Raw genomic sequence first — 22,904 nt, 5'->3', positions numbered from 1 at the left:
GGTCCGGCGAGCACCGGGGCGCGGCGGTCAGCCCGCCTTCTTCTCCAGCTGGAACGCCTCGTTGCCGAGTCCGATCCGGGCGTGCGCCTCGGGGTTGCGGGAGCGCAGGACGAGGCTGTAGGCGACGCCGACGATCGCGGCCAGGGCGATGATGCCGGGCAGCAGCCAGTTCAGGGCGGAGTCGGGGCCCGAGCCGACCAGCACGTCGAAGTCCTTGATGGTGTAGCCGGCGATGACCAGCAGGGAGAGCCCCGCGATGCCGGAGGCGACCAGGCGCCAGGCCTGCGCGCCCGCCGCGCCGCGCTTGGCGAAGAAGGCGATGACCGCGAGGGACGCGGTGGCCATCAGCAGGATGACGCCGAGCGCGCCGACGTTGCCGCCCCACGTGAACAGGTGCAGAACCGGCGCCGTCGGGTCGCCGACCGGACCGTCGTCGGCGATCGCGAAGCAGACGACCACGATCAGGGAGATCACCGACTGCAGGACCGAGCCGGTGCCGGGCGCGCCGCTGCCGCTGTTGGTGCGGCCGAACGCGGCCGGGAGCAGCCCCTCGCGGCCCATCGCGAAGGCGTACCGGGCCACGACGTTGTGGAAGCTGAGCAGCGCCGCGAACATGCCGGTGACGAACAGGACATGGACGATGTCGGTGAAGGTACCGCCGAGACGGTCCTCGGTGAGGCCGAAGAGGAGTCCGGCCGACTGCTTCTGGGCCGCGCCGACGATGCCCGACGGGCCGGTGGCCACGGTCAGCGCCCACGAGCTGATCGCGAAGAAGACGGCCACGCCGCCGACGGCCAGGAACATGACGCGGGGGACGAGGATGTGCGGGCGGCTGGTCTCCTCCGCGTACACGGGCGCCTGCTCGAAGCCGGTGAACGCGGCGATGCAGAAGCACAGGGCGGTGCCGAGCCCGGCCCCGGACAGGGTCTCCGGGTTGAAGGCGTGCAGGGACAGGCCCTGGCTGCCCGGGTCGCCGATCGCCGCGATGTCGAAGACCACCACGACGGCGATCTCGAGGAGCAGCAGGACGCCGAGCACCTTCGCGTTCACGTCGATCTTCAGGAGGGCGAGCACGCCGACCGCGACGACGGCCACCAGCGCCGGGATCCACCAGGCGAGTTCGACGTCGAGGTACTGCTGGGCGAGGCCGGAGACCTCGAAGCCGAAGATGCCGAAGATGCCGACCTGCAGCACGCTGTAGGCGACGAGCGCGACGAGGGCCGCGGCGGCGCCGGCGGTCGGGCCGAGCCCGCGGGATATGTACGCGTAGAAGGCGCCGGCGTTGTGCACGTGCCGGCTCATCTCCGCGTAGCCGACGCTGAAGAGGGTCAGGACGACGCCGAGGATGAGGAAGAGCAGCGGCTGCCCGACCACGCCCATCACGGCGAACGTCGTCGGCATCACCCCGGCCACCACCATCAGCGGGCCGGTCGCGGCGAGCACGGACAGCAGCAGCCCGGCGGTGCCGAGCCGCCCGGCGCGCAGTGCGCTCTCCTCGCCCAGATACGTGCTGATGCCCGGCTCGGCCGTCACGGCTCTGTCGCTCGTGCTCGAACTGCCCGTCGTCATCGCGGGGTTGTCCCTTCCGATGGGTGCTTGCTGATTGCTGGCTGATCCTCTACGCCGAGCCGAGCGCGGCACTGCGCGCGGCGCGGAAGGCTTCGTACGGATCCCGGTCCGGGTACGACCAGGGGGCCGGGGTGATGTGCTGGCCGATGCGGTGGAACAGGGCGGCCGCCTCGGCCGGGCGGCCCTCGCAGTACTTGGCGTGGGCGAGGAAGTTGAGGTCGATGCGGCCGCGCGGGTGCGCGACACCGGCCCGGTCGTGCGGGTCGCCCCACTCCAGCCACCAGTCGAACGCGGCCTTCATGACGAGGCGGGCCCGCCGTCCCGCCCAGTGCCCGGAGGTCTTCGGGTCGCCGGGTTCGACGCCCGCCTTGGCGAGGACGCGGTACCGCTCGGCGTGCGCGACGACCGGGAGCACCGCCAACGGCGAGGCGGGCGGTGCCTGTTCGGCGGCCCAGGCGGCGAAGTCGTAGACCTCGTGCAGCGGGTCCTGTCCCGCGTCGGCGCGCCGCTCGGCGAGCCGCGCCACCATCAGGTGGTGCGCGTGGTGGTGGGCCGGGTGGCGGTGGCGCACCTCGTCGAAGAGCCGTACGACATCCTCCTCGCGCCCCAACTCCCGCTCCAGGAGCAGCAGCCCGAGCCAGGGAGTGGGGTCGAGGGGCACCAGCGCGGCGGCCTCCATGCAGGACTCGCGGGCCGTGTCGGGCCGGGTCCTGCCGGCGATGGCGCGGTGCACGGCGGCGCAGGCGAGGAGGACGGGTGCGTCCGTCGACTCGGGTTCGGCCAGGCGCCAGTCCTGGACCCAGGCGTTCGCGGTGGGTTCCTGGGCGAGGCCCATGACGCGGTGTCCGCGGCGGTCCCAGTCCTCACCGGTGGCGGCGAGCAGCGCCCGGGCCTCGGTCCAGCGGCCCTGCGCGAGGGCGGCGCGGGCGGTGACGAGCTCGGTGTCGTCGAGTGCGGGGTCGAAGGAGTGCGCGGGCTTCTTGCGGGGGCGCCCGAGCGGAGGCGGGGGTGGGGACACCGCGGCGGTTCCTCTACGACTGTTCAGATACGAAGCGACGAGCGTGCGGGCACCGACGCGACGCTGCGCGGCCCGGGACAGGATGATCACGCACAGCAAACCGGTAGGGGGGCCTCCGCGTCAAGGGTGGTCCGGTGACGGACTTCACCAACTCGTCGCAGGATCTGTCGAGTTCACTGTCCGGATCTTTGAAACACCGCCGTGAGCTGGGGCGTTGACCACGTGACACGAGTACGTTGCGGTCGGGTGTCGGGGTACCCGCCCGGGGCACCCGTGGGGCGGTCTGCGCCGCGGGGCGCTATCGTCGGCGCAGACCCACTCCTGCCCGTTCAGCAGTCGCCCGAGGTGCGCAGCGTGTCGGTTCTCGTACTGGTCCTCGCCGTGAGCGCGGCGTTCTGCCTGGGCATCGGATTCGTCCTCCAGCAGAACGCGGCACGGCATGCCCCGCTCGGCGACTTCCTCTCGCCCCGCCTGCTGCTCGACCTGATCCGGGTGCCGCGCTGGCTCGCCGGGATAGGGCTGATGGTGTGCGGCATGGTGCTCGGCGCCGTCGCGCTCGGCCGGGGCGAGGTGACCCTCGTCGAGCCGCTGCTGGCCACGAATCTGCTGTTCGCCCTGGTGCTCTCGCGCCGCCAGACGCGGCAGCCGCTCGGCCGGCAGGGCTGGGGCGGACTGCTGCTGCTCGCGGGCGGGGTGACGGCGTTCATCGTGGCCGGGCAGCCGCGCGGCGGCAGCGCGGTCGCCGATCCGCTGCGGCACTGGCTGATCATCGGGGTGATGGTCGGCGGCGCCCTGTTCCTCGCCGCGCTCGCCAAGCGGTCCCGGCTGAGCGCGGGGCCCGCACTGCTCGCGGTCGCGGCGGGGCTGCTGTACGGGGTGCAGGACGCGCTGACCCGGGTGAGCGGTCAGCGGCTCGCCGCCGGCGGGTGGCCGGCGCTGTTCTCCGGGTGGCAGCCGTACGCGGTGCTGGTGCTCGGTGTGACGGGGCTGGTGCTGGTGCAGAGCGCGTTCGAGACGGCGCCGCTGCGGATGTCGCTGCCCGCGCTGACCGCGGCGCAGCCGTTGGCGGGGATCGTGTGCGGGGTGGGATTCCTCGGGGACCGGTTGCGGACGGACACCGGGGCGCTGGCGTGGGAGGCGGCGGGGCTGGCCGGGATCGTGGTGGGTGTGGTGCTGCTGGGGTTGCATCCCGCCATGCCGGGCGCTGTCGCGCGGGAGCGGGACCAGGTCGGGGCCGGGGCCTGAGCCTCTCGTGGCCGGGTGCGGGTCGTGGTGGGTCGCCCGCGCAGTTCCCCGCGCCCCTGAAGGGGCGCTTAGCCTCGCTCCCATGAATCCCGCTGAAGAGATCCTGGACATCGTCGACGAGCACGACCACGTCATCGGGCAGGCCCCGCGCGGCCAGGCCTATGCCGAGAACCTTCGGCACCGGTGCGCGTTCATCCTGGCCCGCGACCCGGAGGGCAACGTGTTCGTGCACCGGCGCACCACCACGAAGCTCGCCTTCCCGGGGATGTACGACATGTTCGTCGGCGGGGTCGTCGGCGCCGGGGAGAGCTATGCGGAGGCCGCCCTGCGGGAGGCCGAGGAGGAGCTCGGGGTGAGCGGGCTGGCGGCGCCGACCCCGCTGTTCAAGTTCCTGTACGACGACGGCACCGGGCGGTCCTGGTGGTCGTACGTCCATGAGGTGACCTGCGGTCTTCCGGTGCACCCGCAGGCCGAGGAGATCGACTGGCACGCGTTCTTGAGCCCCGAGGAGCTGGAGCGGCGGCTCGGCGAGTGGACGTGGACGCCGGACGGGCTCGCGGCGTACGAGCGGCTGAAGGCTCATCGGTGACGCACGGGTAATGTCCTGCGGGTGATCGAATTCGCGCGCAGCGTCCGCCTCTGGTTCGCGCCGGAGCGGATCAAGGACGAGGGTGATACGCCCGACTACCGCTTCTCCCTGGCCAACGAGCGCACCTTCCTGGCGTGGGTGCGCACCGCGCTGGCCCTGATCGGCGGCGGTTTCGCCGTGGACCAGTTCCTGCCGGACCTGCGCTGGGCCTGGCGCGTCGGACTCGCGCTCGCGCTGCTCGCCGCCGGTGTCCTCTGCGCACTGCGGGCGGTGAGCCACTGGGTGCGCTGCGAGCGGGCGATGCGGCGCGGTGAGGACCTGCCGGTGTCGCGGTTCCCGGCGCTGCTGAGTCTGGTGGTCGCGCTGGTCGCCGTGGCGATGGTCGTCGTGGTGATCGTCGGCTGGGAAGGATGAGCGGGGCAAACGGGGGCGCTCGCGACCCCGGGTTGCAGCCGGCCAGGACCCGGCTGGCGTGGCGGCGGACGACGCTGTCGTGCACGGTCGCGGCCGTGCTCGCCGTGAAGACCGTGCTGCACGGCGGGACCGGGCCGCTCGGGATCGTGGCCGCGGCGCTGTGCCTGGGGGTGTGGCTGGGGTTCCTCGGGGTCGCGCACCGCCGGATCACCGGGCTCGCGCTGAACGAGGCGGCGCCGCCGCTGATGTCCCGGCGGGGTGCGACGACGGCGGCGCTGTGCACGGTGGCGCTGGCCGTGTTCGCGGCGGCACTGGTCGTGTGAAGTCACCGCATAACGCAACTATCGGGACATTCAGGTCTAGCCTGTGCGGGGTAAGCCACGGACGTCACCGAAGGTGAGCACGATGACCACCCTCCATCAGGAGCACCCCGTCCACGAGCACGCGCACGGCCCGTCCTGCGGGCACCGGGCGGTACCGCACGGGGACCACGTCGACTACGCGCACGACGGGCATCTGCACGCCGAGCACGACGGCCACTGGGACGAGTGCGAGCCCGGCCGGCACGTCGCGCACGAGGGGCATGAGCACCGGCACGGAGCGGACTGCGGGCACGAGGCGGTCCCCCACGGCGACCATGTCGACTATGTGCACGACGGCCACCGGCACGCCGAGCACGACGGGCACTGGGACGACCACTGACCCCGTACGGACACGGAAAGGGCCCGGCACCTCGTGCCGGGCCCTTTCGCTTGCCGATGCGGCAGGGCACCGTAAGAACGATCACGTTTCCGTGGGTGACTGGACGACATACCGACTGGTCGGCATGATGATGCCCGTCACTGCTTCCGTCCCCTGACCCACCCGGACCTCCGGAGGACCCCGATGAGTCACCCCCCAGGCCTCGACCTCGACCAGCTGCGCGCCCACCTCGACCGTGAGCGGCCCGGCCTGGTCGGCGGTCCGCTGTCCGGGCGGCTCATCGAGGGCGGTCGCTCCAACCTCACGTACGAGGTCAGCGACGGGACGACGAAATGGGTGGTCAGGCGGCCGCCGCTCGGGCACGTGCTGGCCACCGCGCACGACATGAAGCGCGAGCACCGGGTGATCGCCGCGCTGCACCCGACGGCCGTGCCGGTGCCGGAGCCGCTGCTGCTGTGCGAGGACGACAGCGTGCTCGGGGCGCCCTTCTACGTCATGGAGTTCGTGGACGGCACCCCGTACCGGACCGCCGAGGAGCTGGCCCCGCTCGGGGCCGGGCGGACGCGCGCGGCGGTGCTCGGGCTCGTGGACACCCTGGTCGATCTGCACGCCGTCGACCCGGCCGAGGTGGGTCTCGGTGACTTCGGGCGGCCGGAGGGCTTCCTCGACCGGCAGCTGCGCCGCTGGGGCAAGCAGCTCGACGCGTCCCGCAACCGGGACCTCGCCGGGATCGACGAGCTGCAGGCGGCGCTCGGCCGCTCGCTGCCGGATTCCCCGGCGCCGACGATCGTGCACGGCGACTACCGCCTCGACAACGTGCTCGTACGCCAGGACCCGGACGGCGTCGACCGCATCAAGGCGATCCTCGACTGGGAGATGTCGACGCTCGGCGATCCGCTGACGGACGTAGGGCTGCTCGTGATGTACAGCGCTCCGCTGGAGCTGCCCGACTCCCCCATCTCCACGACCGCCACGGCCGCCGGGCACCCCGCCCCGGCCGAGCTGGTCGAGCGCTACGCCGCGCGCTCGGGGCGCGACGTGTCCGCGGTCAACTGGTACACGGCGTTCGCCTGGTTCAAGCTCGCCGTGATCCTCGAGGGCATCCACTACCGCTACACGCTCGGCCAGACGGTCGGCGCCGGCTTCGACCGGATCGGCGAGCTGGTCCCGGTCTTCATCGAGCACGGCCTCACCACCCTCAAGGAAGGCTGATCCACCCCATGGACTTCGCATTCGACGCCCGTACGCAGGAGTTGCGGGACAAGCTGCTCGCCTTCATGGACGCGTACGTGTACCCGGCCGAGGCCGTCGCCGCCGAGCAGCGCGCCGCGCTCGACTCGCCGTGGGACACCCCGGCCGTGGTCGAGGAGCTGAAGGCCGAGGCGCGCAGGCAGGGCCTGTGGAACCTCTTCCTTCCGGACGCCGAGCACGGCGCGGGCCTGACCAACCTCCAGTACGCGCCGCTCGCCGAGATCACCGGGCGCAGCCCGCAGTTGGCGCCGACCGCGCTGAACTGCGCCGCGCCGGACACCGGGAACATGGAGGTGCTCGCCCAGTTCGGCACCGAGGCGCAGCAGAAGCAGTGGCTGGAGCCGCTGCTCGCCGGGGAGATCCGCTCGGCGTTCGCGATGACCGAGCCGGAGGTCGCCTCCTCCGACGCCACGAACATCACGACGCACATCGAACGCGACGGCGACGACTACGTCATCACGGGGCGGAAGTTCTACATCTCGGGCGCGATGAACCCGAACTGCAAGGTCTTCATCGTGATGGGCAAGACGGACCCGGACGGGCCGGACATCCGCCGCCAGCAGTCGATGGTCCTGGTGCCGCGCGACACCCCGGGCGTCGAGGTGCGCCGGGCCATGCAGGTGTACGGCTTCGAGGACCACTGGCACGGCGGGCACGCCGAGGTCGTCTTCGACCACGCGCGCGTGCCGGCGAGCAATCTGATCGGCGAGGAGGGCGGCGGCTTCGGCATCGCGCAGGCGCGCCTCGGCCCGGGCCGGATCCACCACTGCATGCGGCTGATCGGCATGGCCGAGCGCGCGATCGAGCTGATGTGCCGGCGGGCCGTGGCCCGCACCGCGTTCGGCAAGCCGCTCGCCCAGCAGGGCGTGGTGCAGGAGTGGATCGCGGACGCGCGCGTGGCCGTGGAGCAGGTGCGGCTGCTGGTCCTGAAGACGGCCTGGCTGATGGACACGGTCGGCAACCGCGGGGCCCACACGGAGATCCAGTCCATCAAGATCGCGACGCCGCGGACGGTCGTCGACATCATCGACAAGGCGGTGCAACTGCACGGCGCGGGCGGGGTGTCGCAGGACTATCCGCTGGCGGAGCTGTGGGCCGGGGCGCGGACGCTGCGCCTGGCCGACGGGCCCGATGAGGTGCACCAGCGCTCGTTGGCGCGGCGCGAGTTGAAGCGGTACCTGTAGGTCAGTATCCGCCACCGCCGACGTGGTCCATCAGGGCCAGCCTGCGCAGGAAGCAGCGTGCGCGCAGGAGTCGGCGGGCCAGGGCCCGGGTGAGCGGCGGGCGGCCGGGGGCGTGGGCGGCGGTCCAGAGAAGCGGTACGTGGTCCATGGGGTCCAGCCTTCCGCCGGCCCCCTCCCCGGGTCCAACAGATCGTTTCGCTCGCTGCCATCCATAGAATCGATGGGTGGAGATACGTCAGCTGCGCCACTTCGTGGCGGTCGTGAACGAGGGCGGTTTCACCGCGGCGGCCCGCGCCGAGCTCATCGTGCAGTCCGCGCTCAGTACGTCGGTCCGGAATCTGGAGCGCGAGCTGGGCGCGGAGCTGTTCGACCGGACGGGCCGCCGCGTCGTGCTCACGGAGGCCGGGCGGGCGCTGCTGCCCCAGGCGCGGCAGCTGCTGGCCGGGGCCGCCGCGGCGCAGCAGGCCGTGGCCCGGGTGGCCGGGCTCGGGGCGGGGCGGGTGGCGGTCGGCACCATCCAGACGCTGACCTGTGTGGACCTGGCGGCCGAACTCGCCGCTTTCCACCGGGAGTTGCCCGGCATTCAGGTGTCGGTGCGGGAGGCGCCGGTGGAGGAGCTCATCGAGGGGCTGCGGGCCGGGGAGCTGGACCTCGCGTTCCTGGCGCCGGACGCCCGTCGGCTCCCCGACGGGCTGGCCTCGTTCGGGACGTGGCAGGAGGACCTCGTCCTCGTGACGGCCCCCGGGCATCCCCTCGCCCGCGCCGGGCGCACGCTCATCAAGGATCTCGCCGACGAGCCGTTCGTCGACTTCCGGGCCGGCACGGGCCTGGAGACGGCGGTGCGGCGGCTCGCCGCGCACTGCGGCCTGGAGCGGCGGATCACCTGTGACGTGACGCAGATCGGGCTGCTCGTGGAGCTCGTACGGGCCGGGATCGGGGTGGCGATCGTGCCGCGGCGGATCGGCGAGGCGGCCGGGCTGCCCTGTGTGGCCATCCGGCAGCCCGAGCCGGGGCGCGCGATCGTCCTCGCGGGCCGGGCGCCCCGGCCGCGCAACCCGGCGGCCGAGGCGCTGCTGGACCGGCTTACGGGCGCAGCGCCCGCAGCAGCAGGTCGGCCAGCTGGTCGGCGAGCTGCTGCGGGGTGAGCGGGCCGCCCGGCCGGTACCAGGTGGACAGGTGGTGGACCGAGCCGAAGTGGTAGTCGACGACGAGGTCGGCCGGGGTGGCGGTGGAGAAGACGCCGTTCTTCTGGCCCTCCTCGATCAGCGCCCGGAACCGCTCGTGGTAGCGGCGCCGCTCGGCCCGTACCTGCTTGTTCTTCTCGGGGCTGAGGTGGTGCATGGAGCGGAAGAAGATCGCCGCGTCGTCGAGGTTGTCGATCGTCGTGACGACGACGTCCGCCGCCGCCTCGCGCAGCCGCTGCTCGACCGGCTCGTCCCGGTCGGCGAAGGCGTCGAGCCGCTCCTGCTGGAGGCGCAGGACCCGCGCGTACACCTCGTGCAGCAGGTCGTCCTTCGAGCCGAAGTAGTGGTAGAGGGCGCCCTTGGTGACGCCCGCCGCCTCCACGATCTCCTGCACCGACGTGCGGTCGTAGCCGCGCTCGGCGAACAGCCGGGTGGCGGCCGCGAGGAGTCGTTGCGGAACGGGCGTGCCGTCGCCGTCCGTCGCCTTGGGCACTGCCGCCACCTGCCTTCCGTACCTGGTGTGTCACTCAGCTCTGTACCGACGGGGAACGCAGTTCCCGCCGGAGGATCTTCCCACTTGCCGTCTTCGGCAGCTCGCGCAGGACCTCCACCTCGCGCGGGTACTTGTACGCGGCGAGCCGGTCCTTGCAGTGGGCGGACAGCTCGTCGGGGGTGGCGTCCGCGCCCGGGCGCAGGCTCACGTAGGCCTTGACGCTCTCGCCACGGTACGCGTCGGGGATGCCGACGACGGCCGCCTCGCGCACGGCGGGGTGGGTGTAGAGCACGTCCTCGACCTCGCGGGGCCAGACCTTGAAGCCGGACGCGTTGATCATGTCCTTCTTGCGGTCGACGACGTAGAGCCAGCCGTTCGCGTCCATGAAGCCGATGTCGCCGGTGCGCAGTTCGCCGTCGGGGAAGGCCTCGGCGGTGGCGTCGGGGCGGCGCCAGTAGCCCGGCACGACCTGCGGGCCGCGGACCGCGATCTCGCCCTGTTCGCCGAACGGCACCTCGTTGCCGAGGTCGTCGAGGATGCGGACGACCGAGTCGGGCCCGGGCACGCCGACCGCGAGGGTGCCGGACACCGGGTCGACGGGCGCCTCGACACCGGGCGGCACGGACGCGCAGGGCGCGGTGCACTCGGTCAGGCCGTACCCGTTGTGGATGTAGGGGCCGAAGGCGGCGCGGAACTTCTCGACCAGCGCGGGCGGCACCGGGGCGCCGCCCGAGGAGATGGAGACGAAGGACGCGAAGTGCTCGCGGGTGGCCTGCGGCTGGGCGCCGAGCGCCATGAAGGCGGTGGACGGGCCGACCGTGTAGGCGGGCCGGTGCTCGGCGAACGCGTCGAGGACGACCCCGGGTTCGAAGCGGTAGACGAGGGCCAGGGTGCCGGTGTTGGCGAAGCTCGCGACGAGTTCCGCGACCATGCCGGTGATGTGGAACAGCGGCGCCAGCGCGAAGTAGGTGGCGCCCTCGGGCAGGCCGAGTCCGGTGCGCTGCCGTTCGGCGTTGTACATGATGTTGCGGTGCAGGTTGGTGGCGCCCTTGGGGGTGCCGCTCGTGCCGGACGTGTAGCTGATCAACGCGATGTCGTCCGGGGCGAGTTCACGGTCCGCGGGGGCCGTGAGGCCCAGGCGTGCGACGGCCACGAGGTCGTCGGCGTCGGCGGGCTGCGGGGTCACGCGCTCGAACTTCAGCACCCGCTCGTCGTTGCGGGTCTGCAGGTCCAGTTCGCAGGCGGTGAGCACGACGCGGACGGAAGAGCCGGCCGCCGTCTCGCGCAGATACGAGTCCCAGGCGCGGTCCGTGCAGACCAGGCCGGTCACCTCGGCGTCGTGCAGGACGTGCCCGACCTCGCCCGACTTGTACATGGGGTTCACGGGGACCACGACCGCGCCCGCCTTGAACGCGCCGAGCAGCGCGAGCACGAAGTGCGGGGTGTTCTGCAGCATGATCGCGACGCGGTCGCCGCGGCGCAGGCCGCGGGCGGCGAGATGACCGGCCACCGAGTCCGACAGGGCGTCCACATCGGCGTACGTGAGGCGGCCGTCGAAGTAGGCGAGGGCGGCGCGGTCGGGGGCGCGGCGCACGGCGTCGGCGAAGACGTGGGCGATGGTGGCGACCGGGGTGACGGGGGCCTTCTGGGCGTCGCTGAGGACGCCGAGCCAGGGCCGGGCCGCGTAGATCGAGTCCGTCACTGTGCGGCCTCCCACTTCTGCTGGATGTGGTTCATGCCGGTCAGCCAGCGCTCGGGGGTGGCGGCGCGGGCCGCGTAGTACTCGGCGACCTCCGGGTGCGGCAGGATCAGGAAACGGTCCTCGGCGATCCCCGCGAAGAGCGCGTCGGCGACGTCCTCCGGCTCGATGGCGGTCGGCGCGAGGACCAGGTCGCCGGCCGAGCCCGCCGCCGTGAGCATGTCGGTGCGTACGCCCTGCGGACAGATCGCGTGGACCTTGAGACCGCGGTGCCGGTACGTGAGGGAGAGCCACTCGGCGAAGGCGTACGCGCCGTGCTTGGTGACGCTGTACGGCGCGGCGCCGACCATGGTGAGCAGGCCCGCGGCCGAGACCGTGGAGACGAAGCGGCCGCTGCCGCGCTCCAGCCAGCCGGGGAGCAGGGCGTGGGCGGCGCGGACGTGCGCCATGACGTTCACGTCCCAGGCCGACGCCCACACCTGCTCGGCGGCGGCCTCGGTGCCGCCCGAGGCGAGGCCGGCGTTGGCGCAGTAGATGTCGACGGTGCCGCCGAGGGCGTCCCGGGCGTCGTCGATGATCGCGGAGGCGTCGCCGGGGACGGCCGTCGCGCCGAGTTCCCCGGCGACCGCCTTCGCCTTGTCGGCGTCGAGGTCGTTGACGACGACACGGGCTCCGGCGGCCGCGAACCGGCGGGCGAGGGCGGCGCCGATGCCGCCGCCCGCGCCGGTGACGACGACTCCCTGATCCCGCAGGTCAGGCTGTCCCTGTGGCCCTTGTGGTCCCTGAGGGCTCTCCACCATCGGGTCTCCTTCGACGCGACGCGAAACACGGCTCGGTTGCCTCAGCAGACTAACCAGTCGGTATGGAGCCGGGGAAGGGGTTCCCGGGGTTGATCCGGGCCAGGTTCGTTCCCCGCCGCCGGTCCGGGCGATAGCGTGCATGGCCATGCCAGTTCCGGTGATCACGGAGCGGGCCGGCCTGGCGCACCATTCCCTTTCCAGGAGGTCGACTGCAGTGAATGTGTCCAGACGGATGCTGCTCGCGGCGAGTGCGAGCGCGGGTGCGGCGGGCGCCCTGAGCGCCGGCGCCGGGACGGCGAGCGCCTCGTCCGGCGGTGGCGGCCGGCGGCTGCGGACCGGTTTCGAACGCCTCGCGGCGGACGGCTACCGGCTGCTCGACGGCCAGAAGGTCGGCATCGTCACCAACCCGACCGGCGTCACCCGCGACGTGCGGCACATCGTCGACGTGATGCATCCCGACGAGCGGGTGAACCTGGTCGCGGTGTTCGGGCCCGAGCACGGCTTCCGGGGCACGGCCCAGGCGGGCGGTTCGGAGGGGCGCTACGACGACCCGGCGACCGGACTCCCCGTCTACGACACGTATTTGAAGAGCGGTCAGGCGCTGGCGGACATCTTCACGGCGTCCGGTGTCGACACGGTGGTCTTCGACATCCAGGACGTCGGCGCCCGCTTCTACACGTACATCTGGACGCTGTACGACTGCATGGAGGCGGCGCAGCTCGCGGGCAAGAAGTTCGTCGTCCTCGACCGGCCGAACCCGGTGACCGGCCGGGGCGCGTACGGGCCGGTCCTGCACAAGGAGTTCGCGACCTTCGTCGGCCGCCGGGAGATCTCCCAGGCGCACGGCATGACGGTCACGGAGCTGGCCCGGCTGTTCAACGGCGAGTACCTGGCGCGCCCCGTCGAGCTCGCCACCGTCACCATGACGGGCTGGAAGCGCGGCGACTTCTACGACGCCTCGGGACTGCCGTGGGTGCCGCCGAGCCCCAACATGCCGACGGTGGACAGCGCGCTGGTGTACTCCGGGACGTGCCTGTTCGAGGGCACGAACCTGTCCGAGGGGCGCGGCACGACCCGCCCGTTCGAGCTCCTCGGCGCCGACGGGATCGACGGGCGCTGGGCCGCCAGGGCCAATGAACTCGCCCTGCCCGGCGTGCACTTCAGAGAGGCGTACTTCGCGCCGACGTTCTCCAAGTTCCAGGGCAAGACGATCGGCGGCGTGCAGATCCACGTGGACGACCGGGAGACGTACGACCCGGTCCGCACCGGCATCGCGCTGCTCGTGACGGCCAAGGCGGTGTGGGGCGACTTCGCCTGGCGCTCGGACAACTGGATCGACAAGCTCACCGGTTCCACCCAGGTCCGCACGATGATCGACGCGGGGGCGTCGACGGACGAGGTGGTGGCGGGGTGGCAGAAGGAGCTGACGGCGTTCCGCACCGTGCGCCGCCGCTATCTGACCTACAAGTAGACCCGGCCGGGGGCGCGGGGAACTGCGCGGCCAGCCACCCGGCACGCGCGTACCGGCGGTCTCAGAACACGAGACGGCGCGTCCCAGGCATTGACTGCACTATGCAGCTACCGCGACAGTGCACGACGTGCTCAAAGACGACTCAACCAGGGAAGACGCGGCCCCGACGGCATCGGCGCAGGCCCCCCGCCCGGAGGGCTTGCGCCGCGTCGCCGTGGCGAGCTTCATCGGTACGGCCATCGAGTTCTACGACTTCTACGTCTACGGAACGGCCGCCGCCCTCGTCCTCAACGACGCGTTCTTCCCGAACCTCTCCTCCCTGAACGCCACCCTCGCCTCGTTCTCGACGTACGCCGTCGCGTTCGCGGCCCGCCCGATCGGCTCGCTGGTCTTCGGGCACTTCGGCGACCGGATCGGCCGCAAGTCGGTCCTGGTGGTCTCGCTGCTCCTGATGGGCCTGTCGACGGCGTGCGTCGGTCTGCTGCCCGGCTACGACACGCTGGGCGTCTGGGCGCCCCTGCTCCTCGTCCTGCTCCGGTTCCTGCAGGGCGTCGGCCTCGGCGGCGAGTGGGGCGGGGCGGCGCTGCTCGCCGTGGAGCACGCGCCGCGCGGCAGGCGCGGCATGTTCGCCGCGTTCCCCCAACTCGGCCCGTCCGTCGGCTTCTTCGCGGCGACCGGCATCTTCTGGCTGCTGTCGGAGACCCTGTCGGACGACGCGTTCCAGTCCTGGGGCTGGCGCATCCCGTTCCTGCTGTCCTTCCTCCTCGTCGCCGTCGGCCTGTTCGTACGGCTGAAGATCAGCGAGACGCCGGTCTTCGCGAAGGTGATGCGGGATCAGGAGGCCAGCAAGGCACCGGCGTTGGAGGTCTTCAAGCGCCACCCGAGGGAGATCCTGCTCGGCGCGGGCGGCATGGTCGTCGCGTACGGCCTCTTCTACACGGCCACCACCTACTGCCTCGCGTACGGCACGAAGACGCTCGGCGTGCCGCGCAGCACCATGCTCGCGGTGTCGCTGGTGGCCTGTCTGTTCCTGGCGGGCGGCACCTGGCTCGCCGCGACGCGCTCCGACGCGGGCGGCCGGCGGAAGACGGTCCTGGCCGGTTCCGGACTGGCGGTCGTGTGGGGCCTGGTGCTGTTCCCGCTGATGGACACCGAGCAGCCGGCCCTCATCGCGCTCGCGCTGGGCGGCGCCCTGTTCTGCATGGGCGTGGTGTACGGCCCGATGGGCGCGTATCTGCCGGAGCTGTTCGGCGTGCGGGTGCGCTACTCGGGCGCCTCCTTCGCGTACAACCTGGGCGGTGTGCTCGGCGGCGCGGTGGCCCCGCTGGTGGCGACCCGGTTGCAGAGCGCGTTCGGGTCGTCGTCGGTGGGCTGGTACGTGAGCGCGATGGCGGTCGTCTCGCTGCTGTGCGTGCTGGCCCTGCCGGAGACCCGGGAGCGCGAACTCTCCTGATTTCCCCGTCCTGTGACGGAGCGTATGGCCAACCCCCGGCCGCGGCAGGACGATGCGGCACACCGCACGGACGACTGCCACGGGGGTTGGCCATGGCCGTACCGGAAGTACATGTACGTCCCTACTGGGAGCTGGTGTTCGACGCCGAAGGGGACCCGGAACCGGGGCGGCGCGGCCGGCTGCTGCACGAGGTCCGCGAGCGCGGGGTCCGCGATCTCGTCGTGCTCACCCACGGCTGGAACAACGACCGGTCCATGGCGACGCGCCTCTTCGACCGCTTCTTCGCGCCGTTCCCCTCGCTCGTCCCGTCGGCCCGGCTCGGGTACGTGGGCGTGCTGTGGCCTTCCATGCGATTCACCGACGAGCCGATCCCCGACTTCGAGCCGTCGCTCGCGACCGCGTCCACGACGCCGCGCACCACCCTGGCGCGGGGCACACAGCGCGCGCTCGTCGAGGCCTTCCCGGACAGCGGCCCGGTCGTCGACGAGCTGGCCCTGCTCCTCGACCGGCAGTCCGACGAGGAGAGCGCGTTCGACCGGTTCGGCGAACTGGTCCTCCGGTTGGTCGGCGACCGTCCGACCGCCCTGGACGCGGACACCCGGTACGACAACCCGCCGGGGGCCGCTCCCGCGATGCTCCAGGAGAACACGCACGCCGTGTGCCTGGCGTTCGCCGCGGCGCTGGAGGCCGCCGAGGGCCCGGCGGCCTTCCGGCTGCCCGGCGGCCTCGCCAAGGCGTGGCAGGGCGCGCACGAACTGCTGCGCCAGGCCACGTACTACGTGATGAAGAGGCGCGCGGGAAAGGTCGGGCAGGACGGGCTCGGGCCGCTGCTGGGACGCCTCGCGCACGACGCGCCGGGCGTGCGGGTCCATCTGGTGGGCCACAGCTTCGGGGGGCGTCTCGTGTCGTTCGCGCTGCCCGGCCTCCCGGCGGCGGTCCGCGTCGTGAAGTCGGTGACGCTGCTCCAGGGCGCCTTCTCGCACTACGCGTTCGCTCCCCGCGGCGTACTCAAGGGGCAACAGGACCGGATCGACGGCCCGTTGGTGTCGTGCCACTCGCACTTCGACACGGCGTTGAGCACGATGTACCCGCTGGCGTCCCGGCTCGCCGGGGACGACCGGGGGCTCCTGGACCTCGGCGCCCGCTGGGGCGCCCAGGGCTTCGACGGCATCCTGGACGTGCCCGGCGCCGTCCGCCTCACCCTCGCGGACGCGCTGCGGGCGGGCGTCCCCGGCACGGGATGCGTGAGCGTGGACGCGGCCCAGGTCGTCCGGCGCGGGCCGCCTCCGGCGGGGGCGCACAGCGACATCTGCCACGAGGAACTGGCCCGGGTGATCCTCGCGGCGGGGCGGGTGACCGGCTGAGACGCCGCGGACGTGTCCGCCCCGGTTCCGGGCGGGCACGTCCGCGGCTGCCCCTCGGGGCACCGACGGACTACCGGTGGGCCGGGAACTCCACGACCTGCTGGTACGTCGGGCGGTTCTGCCACTGGATCCCGCGGTGCGTGATCCCGCCCAGCGCCCGGTGCACGATGGTGTCGGCGCACCACTGGTCACCGGCCTTGCAGCTGTCGTCGCCGGGATAGACCTCGGTGGCCGGTTTCGCCGCGGCGGTGGCCAGCGTGGTCAGGAGAGCGTCACGGCAGGCCGAGAGGTCCCCGGCGCCGCAGTACGTGTCCCCCAGCTTGCCCTGCACCGGCTGTCCGAGCACCGTGCGCAGATCCTTGTCGACATAGCCCCACCAGCCGTACTGGAACGAGGACCCGGCGTGCGAGCCGGTCGGTCCGTGCCCGGCCGACGGCGCCTCGTCGACGCTGAGCTGACCGGTCAGCGCCTGGTACAGGCCGTCCCCGAGCCCGGGCTTGAACTCGGCCTGCACCAGCAGCGGCCACCACGCGTCCATGATCCGCACCGCGTCCGGATGGGCGTACGTCTTCGCGCCCGCCGCCGTCTGGTTGCGCTGGGCGCCCGCCTTGCGCCAGGCCTCCAACTGCTGTACGGCCTTGGCGAGTTGCGGGTCGTCGACCGGCTTGCTGCGGATGACCTTGAGGATCTCCGGCAGCACCTGCTCACCGCGCAGGTCGGTCACGGCGGCCTCTTCCATGGCCTGGGTGAGCGAGGCCCGGGTGACGCCGCCCTCGGCGGTCAGCTTCTTCACGCGGTCGTCCAGGAGGTTGCCGCGGTGCACGGCGCCCAGACTGAAGTTGGCCGCGGTGAAGTCCTTGGCCTGCTTGTTGTTCCAGGAGATGTAGTAGTCCTGGTTCAGCGAGTTGGGGTGCTGGGACGGGGGCGTGTAGGCCGCCGTGTTGTCCTTCGGGTCGAAGTCCTGCCACTCATAGGCCTGTTCACCCTTGACCGGCAGCGACATGTCGACGTCCTTGGCCCGCACCGGGTTGTCACCGCTGTTGTAGTAGGCGACGTCGCGCGAGTCGGCGTAGAACCAGTTGAAGGCGTAGCTGATGTGCTGCGCCGCCTTCTCGAAGGTCGCGGCGTCCTTCACGTACGACGGGTCGTTCAGCATCTGGAAGCCGATGATCGAGTCGGCCTCGTGGCGGTACGTCGAGCGCAGCGACGTGTACGCGACGGGTTTGCCGTCGACCGTGGCGCGGTGCGTCACGATGCCGTACTGGGTGCGCAGGACCTGCATCCGGTAGGAGCCGGCGGCCGTCGAGTCGGCGACCGTGGGCTTCCAGGAGTTCTTCCTCTCCAGTTTCTCCATCGGGGTGCAGGTGCCCCGGTACAGGTACGAGGTCGACTGCTTGGTGGGCGTCCCGCCGCCCGGCTCGCACAGCGGCACCGCGTAGGTGTCGGTGATGTCCTGGCCGGCGGAGGTCGCCGACCAGGCGTAGTCCTGGCCGCGGCCGAGCTGGATGTACATGCCGACGCCGGCGAAGGAGACACCGCGCGCGCTGATCCCGGGGCCCTGCAGCTCCTGCATCATCAGCAGCTGTGGCGCGAAATAGCCGGTCTGCGGTCCGAACACGGCCACCGGATGGCCGGAGGCGGTGTGCTTGCCCGAGACCAGGAGGGCGTTCGACATGCCCTTCTTGGCGGCGGAGTCCTTGAACATGTCGGCGGGCAGCACCCCGTCGTCGTACATGCCCTGCAGCGGCTTGAGCCTGGCCGGGGCCGTCACGGGCTTCTTCGCGACGGTGCCGGACTTCGCCGCGGTCGCCGCGGAGCCCGTGCGGTCGTGGACGAGGGGTTCCTTCTCGACGGAGTCCTTGTCGGGGAGGGCCTGGCCGCGGGCGTTCTCCGGCTTCTCGCCGTACGGGAAGCTCGTGCCGTCGTGGATGGTGGTGACGGCCTCGGGGTCGTTGCGGCCGCGGAAGGACTCCCAGACCCGGGTGCCCTTCTCGACGCCGTACTTCTCCTGGGACTTCATGAGCGAGAGGGCCGCGTCGACCTCTCCCCCGCCGCCGTTGCCGAACAGCCCGCCGACCACCGAGGCCAGCGCGATCATGTCGGTCACCTTGAACGGCTGGATCTCGCCGATGTTCGTGATGGCGTCGATCTTGCCGGTGAGGACGTACTCGCCCGGGAAGTAGCGGCCGTTCTTGGACTTCACGCGGTAGGCGTTGAGGCCGTCGATATAGGCCTGCGCGTCGTCCATGGCCTGTTTGCCGCGCTCGCCGCCGGAGTTCTTGATGAAGTCGACCTGCTTCTGCAGGTCTTCCTCGGTGTACGGGGCCTGCGGCCAGAACTCCTGCTCGAGGCCCTGGTTCGCGAGGGCGCCGCCGGCGAACGACGTCAGCTCGCCGCGGCCGATGTGCCGGAACAGGTCGATCAGCCAGAGGCGGTCCTGACCTGCGGCGAAACCGGCGCCGAACTCGGTTCCGTAGCGCGTGGAACCTTTGATGTGGGGTACGCCGTTCTTCTTGTCACGGGTGATCGTCACATCGTCCCGGGGACGGGTGACGGAGGCCACCTGATCGTCCCGGACACCGAAGGAGGAGTCGTTGAAGAAGTTCGAGAGCGTTTCGTCCGTGAGCGACGGGTAGCCGGACGACAGGGCGTCATAAGGACCGAGTTGATCGTCGGCGTGTGCGGGCTGGGTGCCGAACAGCTTGTTGCCGAGGATCTCCGCGAGCGTGGCGCTGCCGTTCGCTCCGGGCGGCAGGATGTCCGCGCACTGTCCCTTGCAATAGTCGCTGACGGGTGCGGGTTCGTCGGCGGCCGTGGCCGTCGAGAGAGGGGAGAGCAGTCCCGCGGTGAGCACGAGCGCCGCGGCGGCCGTAAGTCTCCGCAAAGGGCTACTGGGCTTTCTGTTCAGGGTGGTTCGTGGGATGCGTCGTCGCATGCCTGGTCCTCCCGACGATGGTGAGCCGGAGGTTACCGGCGGTTAGCCAACGACAGAAGATGAACATGCGTCACGTTTTCGGAATCACCACAGGGATCACTCAGCGACTCCCCCGCCTCAGAAGGTGCCGGTGATGGCTCCCATCGGAAATCGGATGGGGCCGACCGCCCGGAAGAGGGATCCGATTCGCGTGTCGATACGTCTACTCGGCGACGTCGCTTCATGGCTGCGGCGACGCCGACGTACGTGTGACGGAGGTGCAGGGCGATGGCTGGATTCCGAAGTCTGGCGAGACAGGTGCGAGATCCGCTGAGCGATCTGGCACTGCGGCGTTACTCACTGCGCAAGTGCCTGGAGAGATTCGCTCCCTACGGCCACCGGGCGACCTGGGACCATCTGTGCTCCCGGGCCGGGTTCGGCCCCGAGGACCGCTCCCCCGACCCGGCCCGCCTGGTGGCGGCCCTGGAGGAGCTGGAAGAGGCGCGGGCCGTCTGGCTCGCGTACGAAGTCGCCTTCGCGGAGCGCAGGCGCAAGGAGAAGCACGACGGGCTGCGCCGCCCGGGCAGCGTGGACGACTGGCACCGGCTGACCTGGGGCGGCTTCGGAGTCGCCTGGTGCGACGACCCGTCGGTGCACCCCGGCGGACCGCTGGCCGACGTGCTGCGCCGGCTGATCGCGGCCCTGGAGCGCGACCCCGGCGAGACCTGCCCCGTCTGCGCGGGTACCGCCCTCGTCTGGAAGCACGACCTGGCGCACGAACCGTCGTCGGGCCCCGTCTGTTCCCACTGCGGCGTCGTGGTACCGCGCCCCGTCCTCACGCCCGCGGCGCTGGCGGAGGCCAGGCGGGCCCGGCTGCTGGTGTCCGCGTAACACTCCGCCCGGGTCGGTGCGGAGCACAGAGCACACGTAGAGAGCGCGACGGGGGTGCGGTCCGGTCATCTGCGCACCCCCGGATGCATGGTGCGCGCCCGTCAGCCGGGAATCACCTCCAGCCGTTCGCGGTTGAGCAGGTGCTTCGGCAGATACGGCGCGTCGAGCCGGACCGGGAAGTCCATGTCGTACGCGAGGCAGGCCAGCGCGAGCGGGCCGAGAGCCACGCGCGCACGCGGCGCGGCCGAGTCCCCCCAGTACGTTCCGTGCTGCGCGAGGGCCTCGGTGAGGGCCTCGCCGAAGGCGTCGTGGTCCTGGGTGAGCAGCCGGTGGAACAGGGCGACCGGCTGGTACTCGACGGAGTTCAGGAAGTCCTTCGGGGCGAGGGTCGCGGTGTCCGGGTGCGAGGTCTCCATCGTGGTGACGAGCTTCTGCACGACGTCGTCCACGGGGCGGCGCAGCCAGTGGCTCTGCAGGACGTCGATCCAGTGCAGGACGTAGTCGTCGACCGGGGTGTCGCCGCGCAGGTCGTCGAGCGGCACCTGGCACAGCCGCGTCGTGCGCTCGCGCTCGCGGGTCACCAGGGTGAGGTAGAAGGCGTCGAGCCAGGCGCGGGCGTCCGGGTGCGCCCCGGGCCCGGCGGCGGGCACGGTCAGCTCCCGCTCGCCGAGCGGGCAGGCGACGGCCTTGGTCTCGGTGAACAGGGCGGTGCCGAGCCGGAGGGCGGCCACCCAGGCGTCCCAGGTCTCGACGCGGTCGGCGTCGGGGTCGGCCGCGGCGTGCGCGTGGGCCAGGGCGACGGCGGAGGCGAAGGCGTCGCCGAGGCGGCCCGGGTCCGCTTCCAGGCCGCTGATCAAGTCGGCTGTCGTGGCCGTGAGTTCCTCGGCGCCGGACAGCGCGGTGGCCGGCGCGGCGAGGCGTCCGGCCCGGTCGAGCCCGACGAGCGCCCGCATCACGTCGAGGAGTTCGGCCGGCGGCCGCAGCGAGAACGTGCGGGTGTCGTGGTCGATCTCGGTGAGCGAGGTGAGCCGCCCCTTGTGCCACCAGTACACGCGCGGTGAGAGCGAGCCGGGGCCGTCCTCGTGGGCCTTGAAGGCGTATGTGGCCAGGTCGTTGACCGCGTCGGCGACGCCGCCGTCGACGATGGGGTGGAACGCGAGAAGGTGCCGGGTCGGTACGACCACGAGCGCGCCCGCGTCGGGCATGCGGCGGCCGGTGACCTCGGCCACCAGCTCCGGCAGGATCAGTGCCTTGGTGGAGACGAACGGCGAGTCGCCGTAGACGGAGTACAGCACGGGGTGCCCGTCGAGCCGCACTTCCTCGTACCGCAGCGGTTCCCGCACCAGGTTGCGCTGTGCCGCGGCCCAGAGCGCGTCGGCGCCCGCACGCGCCACGTCCTGGTCGGTGAGCAGGCGCACGGAGGCGGGTCCGTCGAGGGCGAGCGCGAGGTTCAGCCCCTCGGCCACCTTGCGCGTGTACTGGAACCCGTCGGCCGCGTCGGCGGGGACGGCGCCGGGCGGCACCAGGCGCAGACACGTCCGCTCCAGCAGCTCCTCGGCGCTCTCGCCGCCCCGGGACGCCGCGTCCAGGCGCGCGAAGAACTCCTCGACCAGCTCCGGCCAGGCGTCCTCGGGGGCGGTGCGGCACAGCTGCGCCAGGTTCGTCAGCGGGTGGCGGTGGCCGTCGGCCTCCGCCGTGTCACCGGTGACCGTGGGGCGCACCCCGGTGCGGGCGTGCAGTCGGTCGGCGACGAGGCCGCGCAGCCGGTCGGCCTGCGCGACGGTGAGCAGGGGCAGATGAGGGTCAGGCGCGTCGTGTGGTGTCACGCTCCGACTCTACGAGGCGCGCCTCCAACGCGTCGGTGTCGGGCAGGAACCACAGCTGGCGGCCACGGTTGCTCTCGCGGACGAAGTCGCGAAGTGCCGTACTGGCGGCGGTCCTTGTGCCGATGTCGCCGAGGATCGCGAGCCCGGTCCGGTAGGTGGCGAACTTCTGCACGATGTCGCCCGCGAGCCGCGTGCGCAGCCGGAAGAAGTCCGCGCCGCACCGCTCGGCCGGGACGGCGACCCAGGCGGCGCCTCGGTATCCGGCGTCGCCGATCAGGTCGAGGGCGGCGCGCTCGCCGTCGAGGGGCGGGCCGTCCGGGGAGCAGACGAACACGGGAACACCCGCCAACTCCCGCATCTCGTCGGTCGGTTCGGTCATCGCGAGTCCTCCACCACCACGTCGACGATCTTCAGCAGCTCGGCCGCCTCGGCCAGTCCGCCCAGCACGACGATCTTGAGCACGGCGCGCTCCTCGTCGTAGACGGTCTCCACGCGCAGCCGCCCGCCGCTCCGGTCGGCCCCGGCACTGTTGGCCGTGGCGACGACGGTGTTGCCCAGCCGCATCGCGGCCTGCGGGTCGACGCCGTCGACCTGGACGATGACGGACGCCTCGGCGTGGACCACGGCCGTCGGGACGGCCGTGGCCGGGGCGCCCGTGAAGGCCTCCAGGTCGTCGCGGGTGACGCGGTACCGGCGGCCGACCTGCGTGGCCTTCAGCCGCCCGTCGCGCACGTAGCCCCGCACGGTACGGACATGGAGACCGAGCAGTTCGGCGACCTGATCCAGGGAGAAATACTGTCGCTGCACTCCCTCAACGTACCCCTAAAAGGTAATGCG

General features: G+C 72.0%; 22 protein-coding genes. 12 read left to right on the top strand and 10 right to left on the bottom strand.

All coding sequences use genetic code 11. From position 1 onward, the window contains the following. Positions 1–27 precede the first annotated feature (27 nt). Positions 28–1,569 (bottom strand): APC family permease, encoded by a 1,542-nt coding sequence (locus ACQUQD_RS32490; RefSeq protein WP_428955741.1) that lies wholly within the window; start codon positions 1,567–1,569, stop codon positions 28–30. Between the two features lie 49 nt (positions 1,570–1,618). After that, positions 1,619–2,587 (bottom strand): hypothetical protein, encoded by a 969-nt coding sequence (locus tag ACQUQD_RS32485; RefSeq protein WP_428955740.1) that lies wholly within the window; start codon positions 2,585–2,587, stop codon positions 1,619–1,621. Positions 2,588–2,941: 354 nt separating this feature from the next. Here ACQUQD_RS32485 and ACQUQD_RS32480 point away from each other — a divergent pair, with 354 nt between their 5' ends. From ACQUQD_RS32480 to ACQUQD_RS32450, 7 genes are all read left to right on the top strand, one after another. Further along, positions 2,942–3,832 (top strand): DMT family transporter, encoded by an 891-nt coding sequence (locus tag ACQUQD_RS32480; RefSeq protein WP_428955739.1) that lies wholly within the window; start codon positions 2,942–2,944, stop codon positions 3,830–3,832. An 82-nt stretch (positions 3,833–3,914) separates the two neighbouring features. Then, the gene (locus tag ACQUQD_RS32475) at positions 3,915–4,421 is read left to right on the top strand and encodes an NUDIX hydrolase (RefSeq protein ID WP_428955738.1); all 507 of its coding nucleotides are present in this window, start codon (positions 3,915–3,917) and stop codon (positions 4,419–4,421) included. Between the two features lie 21 nt (positions 4,422–4,442). Next, positions 4,443–4,835 (top strand): YidH family protein, encoded by a 393-nt coding sequence (locus tag ACQUQD_RS32470; RefSeq protein ID WP_428955737.1) that lies wholly within the window; start codon positions 4,443–4,445, stop codon positions 4,833–4,835. After that, positions 4,832–5,158 (top strand): DUF202 domain-containing protein, encoded by a 327-nt coding sequence (locus ACQUQD_RS32465; RefSeq protein WP_428955736.1) that lies wholly within the window; start codon positions 4,832–4,834, stop codon positions 5,156–5,158. Before ACQUQD_RS32470 ends, ACQUQD_RS32465 begins: the two co-directional genes overlap by 4 nt. Positions 5,159–5,240: 82 nt before the next feature. Next, positions 5,241–5,537, top strand: a complete 297-nt coding sequence (locus ACQUQD_RS32460) for a hypothetical protein (RefSeq protein WP_428955735.1) — start codon at positions 5,241–5,243, stop codon at positions 5,535–5,537. Positions 5,538–5,720: 183 nt separating this feature from the next. Then, a complete protein-coding gene (locus ACQUQD_RS32455) occupies positions 5,721–6,749 on the top strand; it encodes a phosphotransferase family protein (protein WP_428955734.1) in 1,029 nt (342 codons plus the stop codon). An 8-nt stretch (positions 6,750–6,757) separates the two neighbouring features. Continuing rightward, a complete protein-coding gene (locus tag ACQUQD_RS32450; protein WP_428955733.1) occupies positions 6,758–7,972 on the top strand; it encodes an acyl-CoA dehydrogenase family protein in 1,215 nt (404 codons plus the stop codon). 1 nt (position 7,973) lies between these two features. On the opposite strand, the gene ACQUQD_RS32445 is transcribed toward ACQUQD_RS32450, so the two are convergent. Next, entirely contained in the window at positions 7,974–8,120 is a 147-nt protein-coding gene (locus ACQUQD_RS32445) for a hypothetical protein (RefSeq protein WP_428955732.1), read from the bottom strand. A 76-nt stretch (positions 8,121–8,196) separates the two neighbouring features. On the opposite strand from ACQUQD_RS32445, the gene ACQUQD_RS32440 reads away from it, so the two are divergent. Further along, a complete protein-coding gene (locus ACQUQD_RS32440; protein ID WP_428955731.1) occupies positions 8,197–9,117 on the top strand; it encodes a LysR family transcriptional regulator in 921 nt (306 codons plus the stop codon). Here ACQUQD_RS32440 and ACQUQD_RS32435 read toward each other — a convergent pair. The 3 genes from ACQUQD_RS32435 to ACQUQD_RS32425 are packed head-to-tail and all read right to left on the bottom strand — an operon-like array spanning position 9,056 to position 12,148. Then, a complete protein-coding gene (locus ACQUQD_RS32435; RefSeq protein ID WP_428955730.1) occupies positions 9,056–9,649 on the bottom strand; it encodes a TetR/AcrR family transcriptional regulator in 594 nt (197 codons plus the stop codon). The genes ACQUQD_RS32440 and ACQUQD_RS32435 overlap by 62 nt on opposite strands. A gap of 34 nt (positions 9,650–9,683) precedes the next feature. Then, positions 9,684–11,351, bottom strand: a complete 1,668-nt coding sequence (locus ACQUQD_RS32430) for a class I adenylate-forming enzyme family protein (protein WP_428955729.1) — start codon at positions 11,349–11,351, stop codon at positions 9,684–9,686. Continuing rightward, positions 11,348–12,148: an SDR family oxidoreductase gene (locus ACQUQD_RS32425; RefSeq protein WP_428955728.1), complete on the bottom strand. Its 801-nt coding sequence runs from the start codon at positions 12,146–12,148 to the stop codon at positions 11,348–11,350. Before ACQUQD_RS32425 ends, ACQUQD_RS32430 begins: the two co-directional genes overlap by 4 nt. A gap of 214 nt (positions 12,149–12,362) precedes the next feature. On the opposite strand from ACQUQD_RS32425, the gene ACQUQD_RS32420 reads away from it, so the two are divergent. From ACQUQD_RS32420 to ACQUQD_RS32410, 3 genes are all read left to right on the top strand, one after another. Continuing rightward, on the top strand, positions 12,363–13,619 hold the full coding sequence (locus tag ACQUQD_RS32420; RefSeq protein ID WP_428955727.1) for an exo-beta-N-acetylmuramidase NamZ family protein: 1,257 nt from the start codon (positions 12,363–12,365) through the stop codon (positions 13,617–13,619). 127 nt (positions 13,620–13,746) lie between these two features. Further along, the gene (locus ACQUQD_RS32415; protein ID WP_428955726.1) at positions 13,747–15,072 is read left to right on the top strand and encodes an MFS transporter; all 1,326 of its coding nucleotides are present in this window, start codon (positions 13,747–13,749) and stop codon (positions 15,070–15,072) included. A 92-nt stretch (positions 15,073–15,164) separates the two neighbouring features. Continuing rightward, positions 15,165–16,436 (top strand): serine-threonine protein kinase, encoded by a 1,272-nt coding sequence (locus ACQUQD_RS32410; protein ID WP_428955725.1) that lies wholly within the window; start codon positions 15,165–15,167, stop codon positions 16,434–16,436. Between the two features lie 70 nt (positions 16,437–16,506). Here ACQUQD_RS32410 and ACQUQD_RS32405 read toward each other — a convergent pair whose 3' ends face one another. Then, positions 16,507–19,371: a penicillin acylase family protein gene (locus ACQUQD_RS32405; RefSeq protein ID WP_428955724.1), complete on the bottom strand. Its 2,865-nt coding sequence runs from the start codon at positions 19,369–19,371 to the stop codon at positions 16,507–16,509. A 267-nt stretch (positions 19,372–19,638) separates the two neighbouring features. Here ACQUQD_RS32405 and ACQUQD_RS32400 point away from each other — a divergent pair, with 267 nt between their 5' ends. Further along, positions 19,639–20,241, top strand: coding sequence for a hypothetical protein (locus ACQUQD_RS32400; protein ID WP_428955723.1), 603 nt, complete (start codon positions 19,639–19,641; stop codon positions 20,239–20,241). A 101-nt stretch (positions 20,242–20,342) separates the two neighbouring features. Here ACQUQD_RS32400 and ACQUQD_RS32395 read toward each other — a convergent pair whose 3' ends face one another. From ACQUQD_RS32395 to ACQUQD_RS32385, 3 genes are read right to left on the bottom strand one after another with little or no spacing between them, the layout of a single operon-like run. Continuing rightward, positions 20,343–22,067: an immunity 49 family protein gene (locus ACQUQD_RS32395; protein ID WP_428955722.1), complete on the bottom strand. Its 1,725-nt coding sequence runs from the start codon at positions 22,065–22,067 to the stop codon at positions 20,343–20,345. Continuing rightward, entirely contained in the window at positions 22,045–22,446 is a 402-nt protein-coding gene (locus ACQUQD_RS32390; RefSeq protein WP_428955721.1) for a DUF4180 domain-containing protein, read from the bottom strand. The genes ACQUQD_RS32395 and ACQUQD_RS32390 overlap by 23 nt, the downstream gene beginning before the upstream one ends. Further along, positions 22,443–22,874 (bottom strand): helix-turn-helix domain-containing protein, encoded by a 432-nt coding sequence (locus tag ACQUQD_RS32385; RefSeq protein WP_428955720.1) that lies wholly within the window; start codon positions 22,872–22,874, stop codon positions 22,443–22,445. Before ACQUQD_RS32385 ends, ACQUQD_RS32390 begins: the two co-directional genes overlap by 4 nt. Positions 22,875–22,904: the final 30 nt, after the last annotated feature.

This window comes from Streptomyces sp. cg35 (assembly GCF_050410835.1).
In the GTDB taxonomy this organism is placed as follows: Bacteria; Actinomycetota; Actinomycetes; order Streptomycetales; family Streptomycetaceae; genus Streptomyces.
The sequence above is the reverse complement of the archived record's forward strand: the minus strand, read 5'-3'. Positions and strand labels throughout refer to the sequence as shown.

Excerpts from the sequence above, each read along its gene's own strand:
- ACQUQD_RS32490 (WP_428955741.1), bottom strand. The coding sequence starts at position 1,569 with ATGACGACGGGCAGTTCGAGCACGAGCGACAGAGCCGTGACGGCCGAG.
- ACQUQD_RS32475 (WP_428955738.1), top strand. The coding sequence starts at position 3,915 with ATGAATCCCGCTGAAGAGATCCTGGACATCGTCGACGAGCACGACCAC.
- ACQUQD_RS32465 (WP_428955736.1), top strand. The coding sequence starts at position 4,832 with ATGAGCGGGGCAAACGGGGGCGCTCGCGACCCCGGGTTGCAGCCGGCC.
- ACQUQD_RS32460 (WP_428955735.1), top strand. The coding sequence starts at position 5,241 with ATGACCACCCTCCATCAGGAGCACCCCGTCCACGAGCACGCGCACGGC.
- ACQUQD_RS32455 (WP_428955734.1), top strand. The coding sequence starts at position 5,721 with ATGAGTCACCCCCCAGGCCTCGACCTCGACCAGCTGCGCGCCCACCTC.
- ACQUQD_RS32450 (WP_428955733.1), top strand. The coding sequence starts at position 6,758 with ATGGACTTCGCATTCGACGCCCGTACGCAGGAGTTGCGGGACAAGCTG.
- ACQUQD_RS32445 (WP_428955732.1), bottom strand. The coding sequence starts at position 8,120 with ATGGACCACGTACCGCTTCTCTGGACCGCCGCCCACGCCCCCGGCCGC.
- ACQUQD_RS32425 (WP_428955728.1), bottom strand. The coding sequence starts at position 12,148 with ATGGTGGAGAGCCCTCAGGGACCACAAGGGCCACAGGGACAGCCTGAC.
- ACQUQD_RS32410 (WP_428955725.1), top strand. The coding sequence starts at position 15,165 with ATGGCCGTACCGGAAGTACATGTACGTCCCTACTGGGAGCTGGTGTTC.
- ACQUQD_RS32405 (WP_428955724.1), bottom strand. The coding sequence starts at position 19,371 with ATGCGACGACGCATCCCACGAACCACCCTGAACAGAAAGCCCAGTAGC.
- ACQUQD_RS32400 (WP_428955723.1), top strand. The coding sequence starts at position 19,639 with ATGGCTGGATTCCGAAGTCTGGCGAGACAGGTGCGAGATCCGCTGAGC.
- ACQUQD_RS32390 (WP_428955721.1), bottom strand. The coding sequence starts at position 22,446 with ATGACCGAACCGACCGACGAGATGCGGGAGTTGGCGGGTGTTCCCGTG.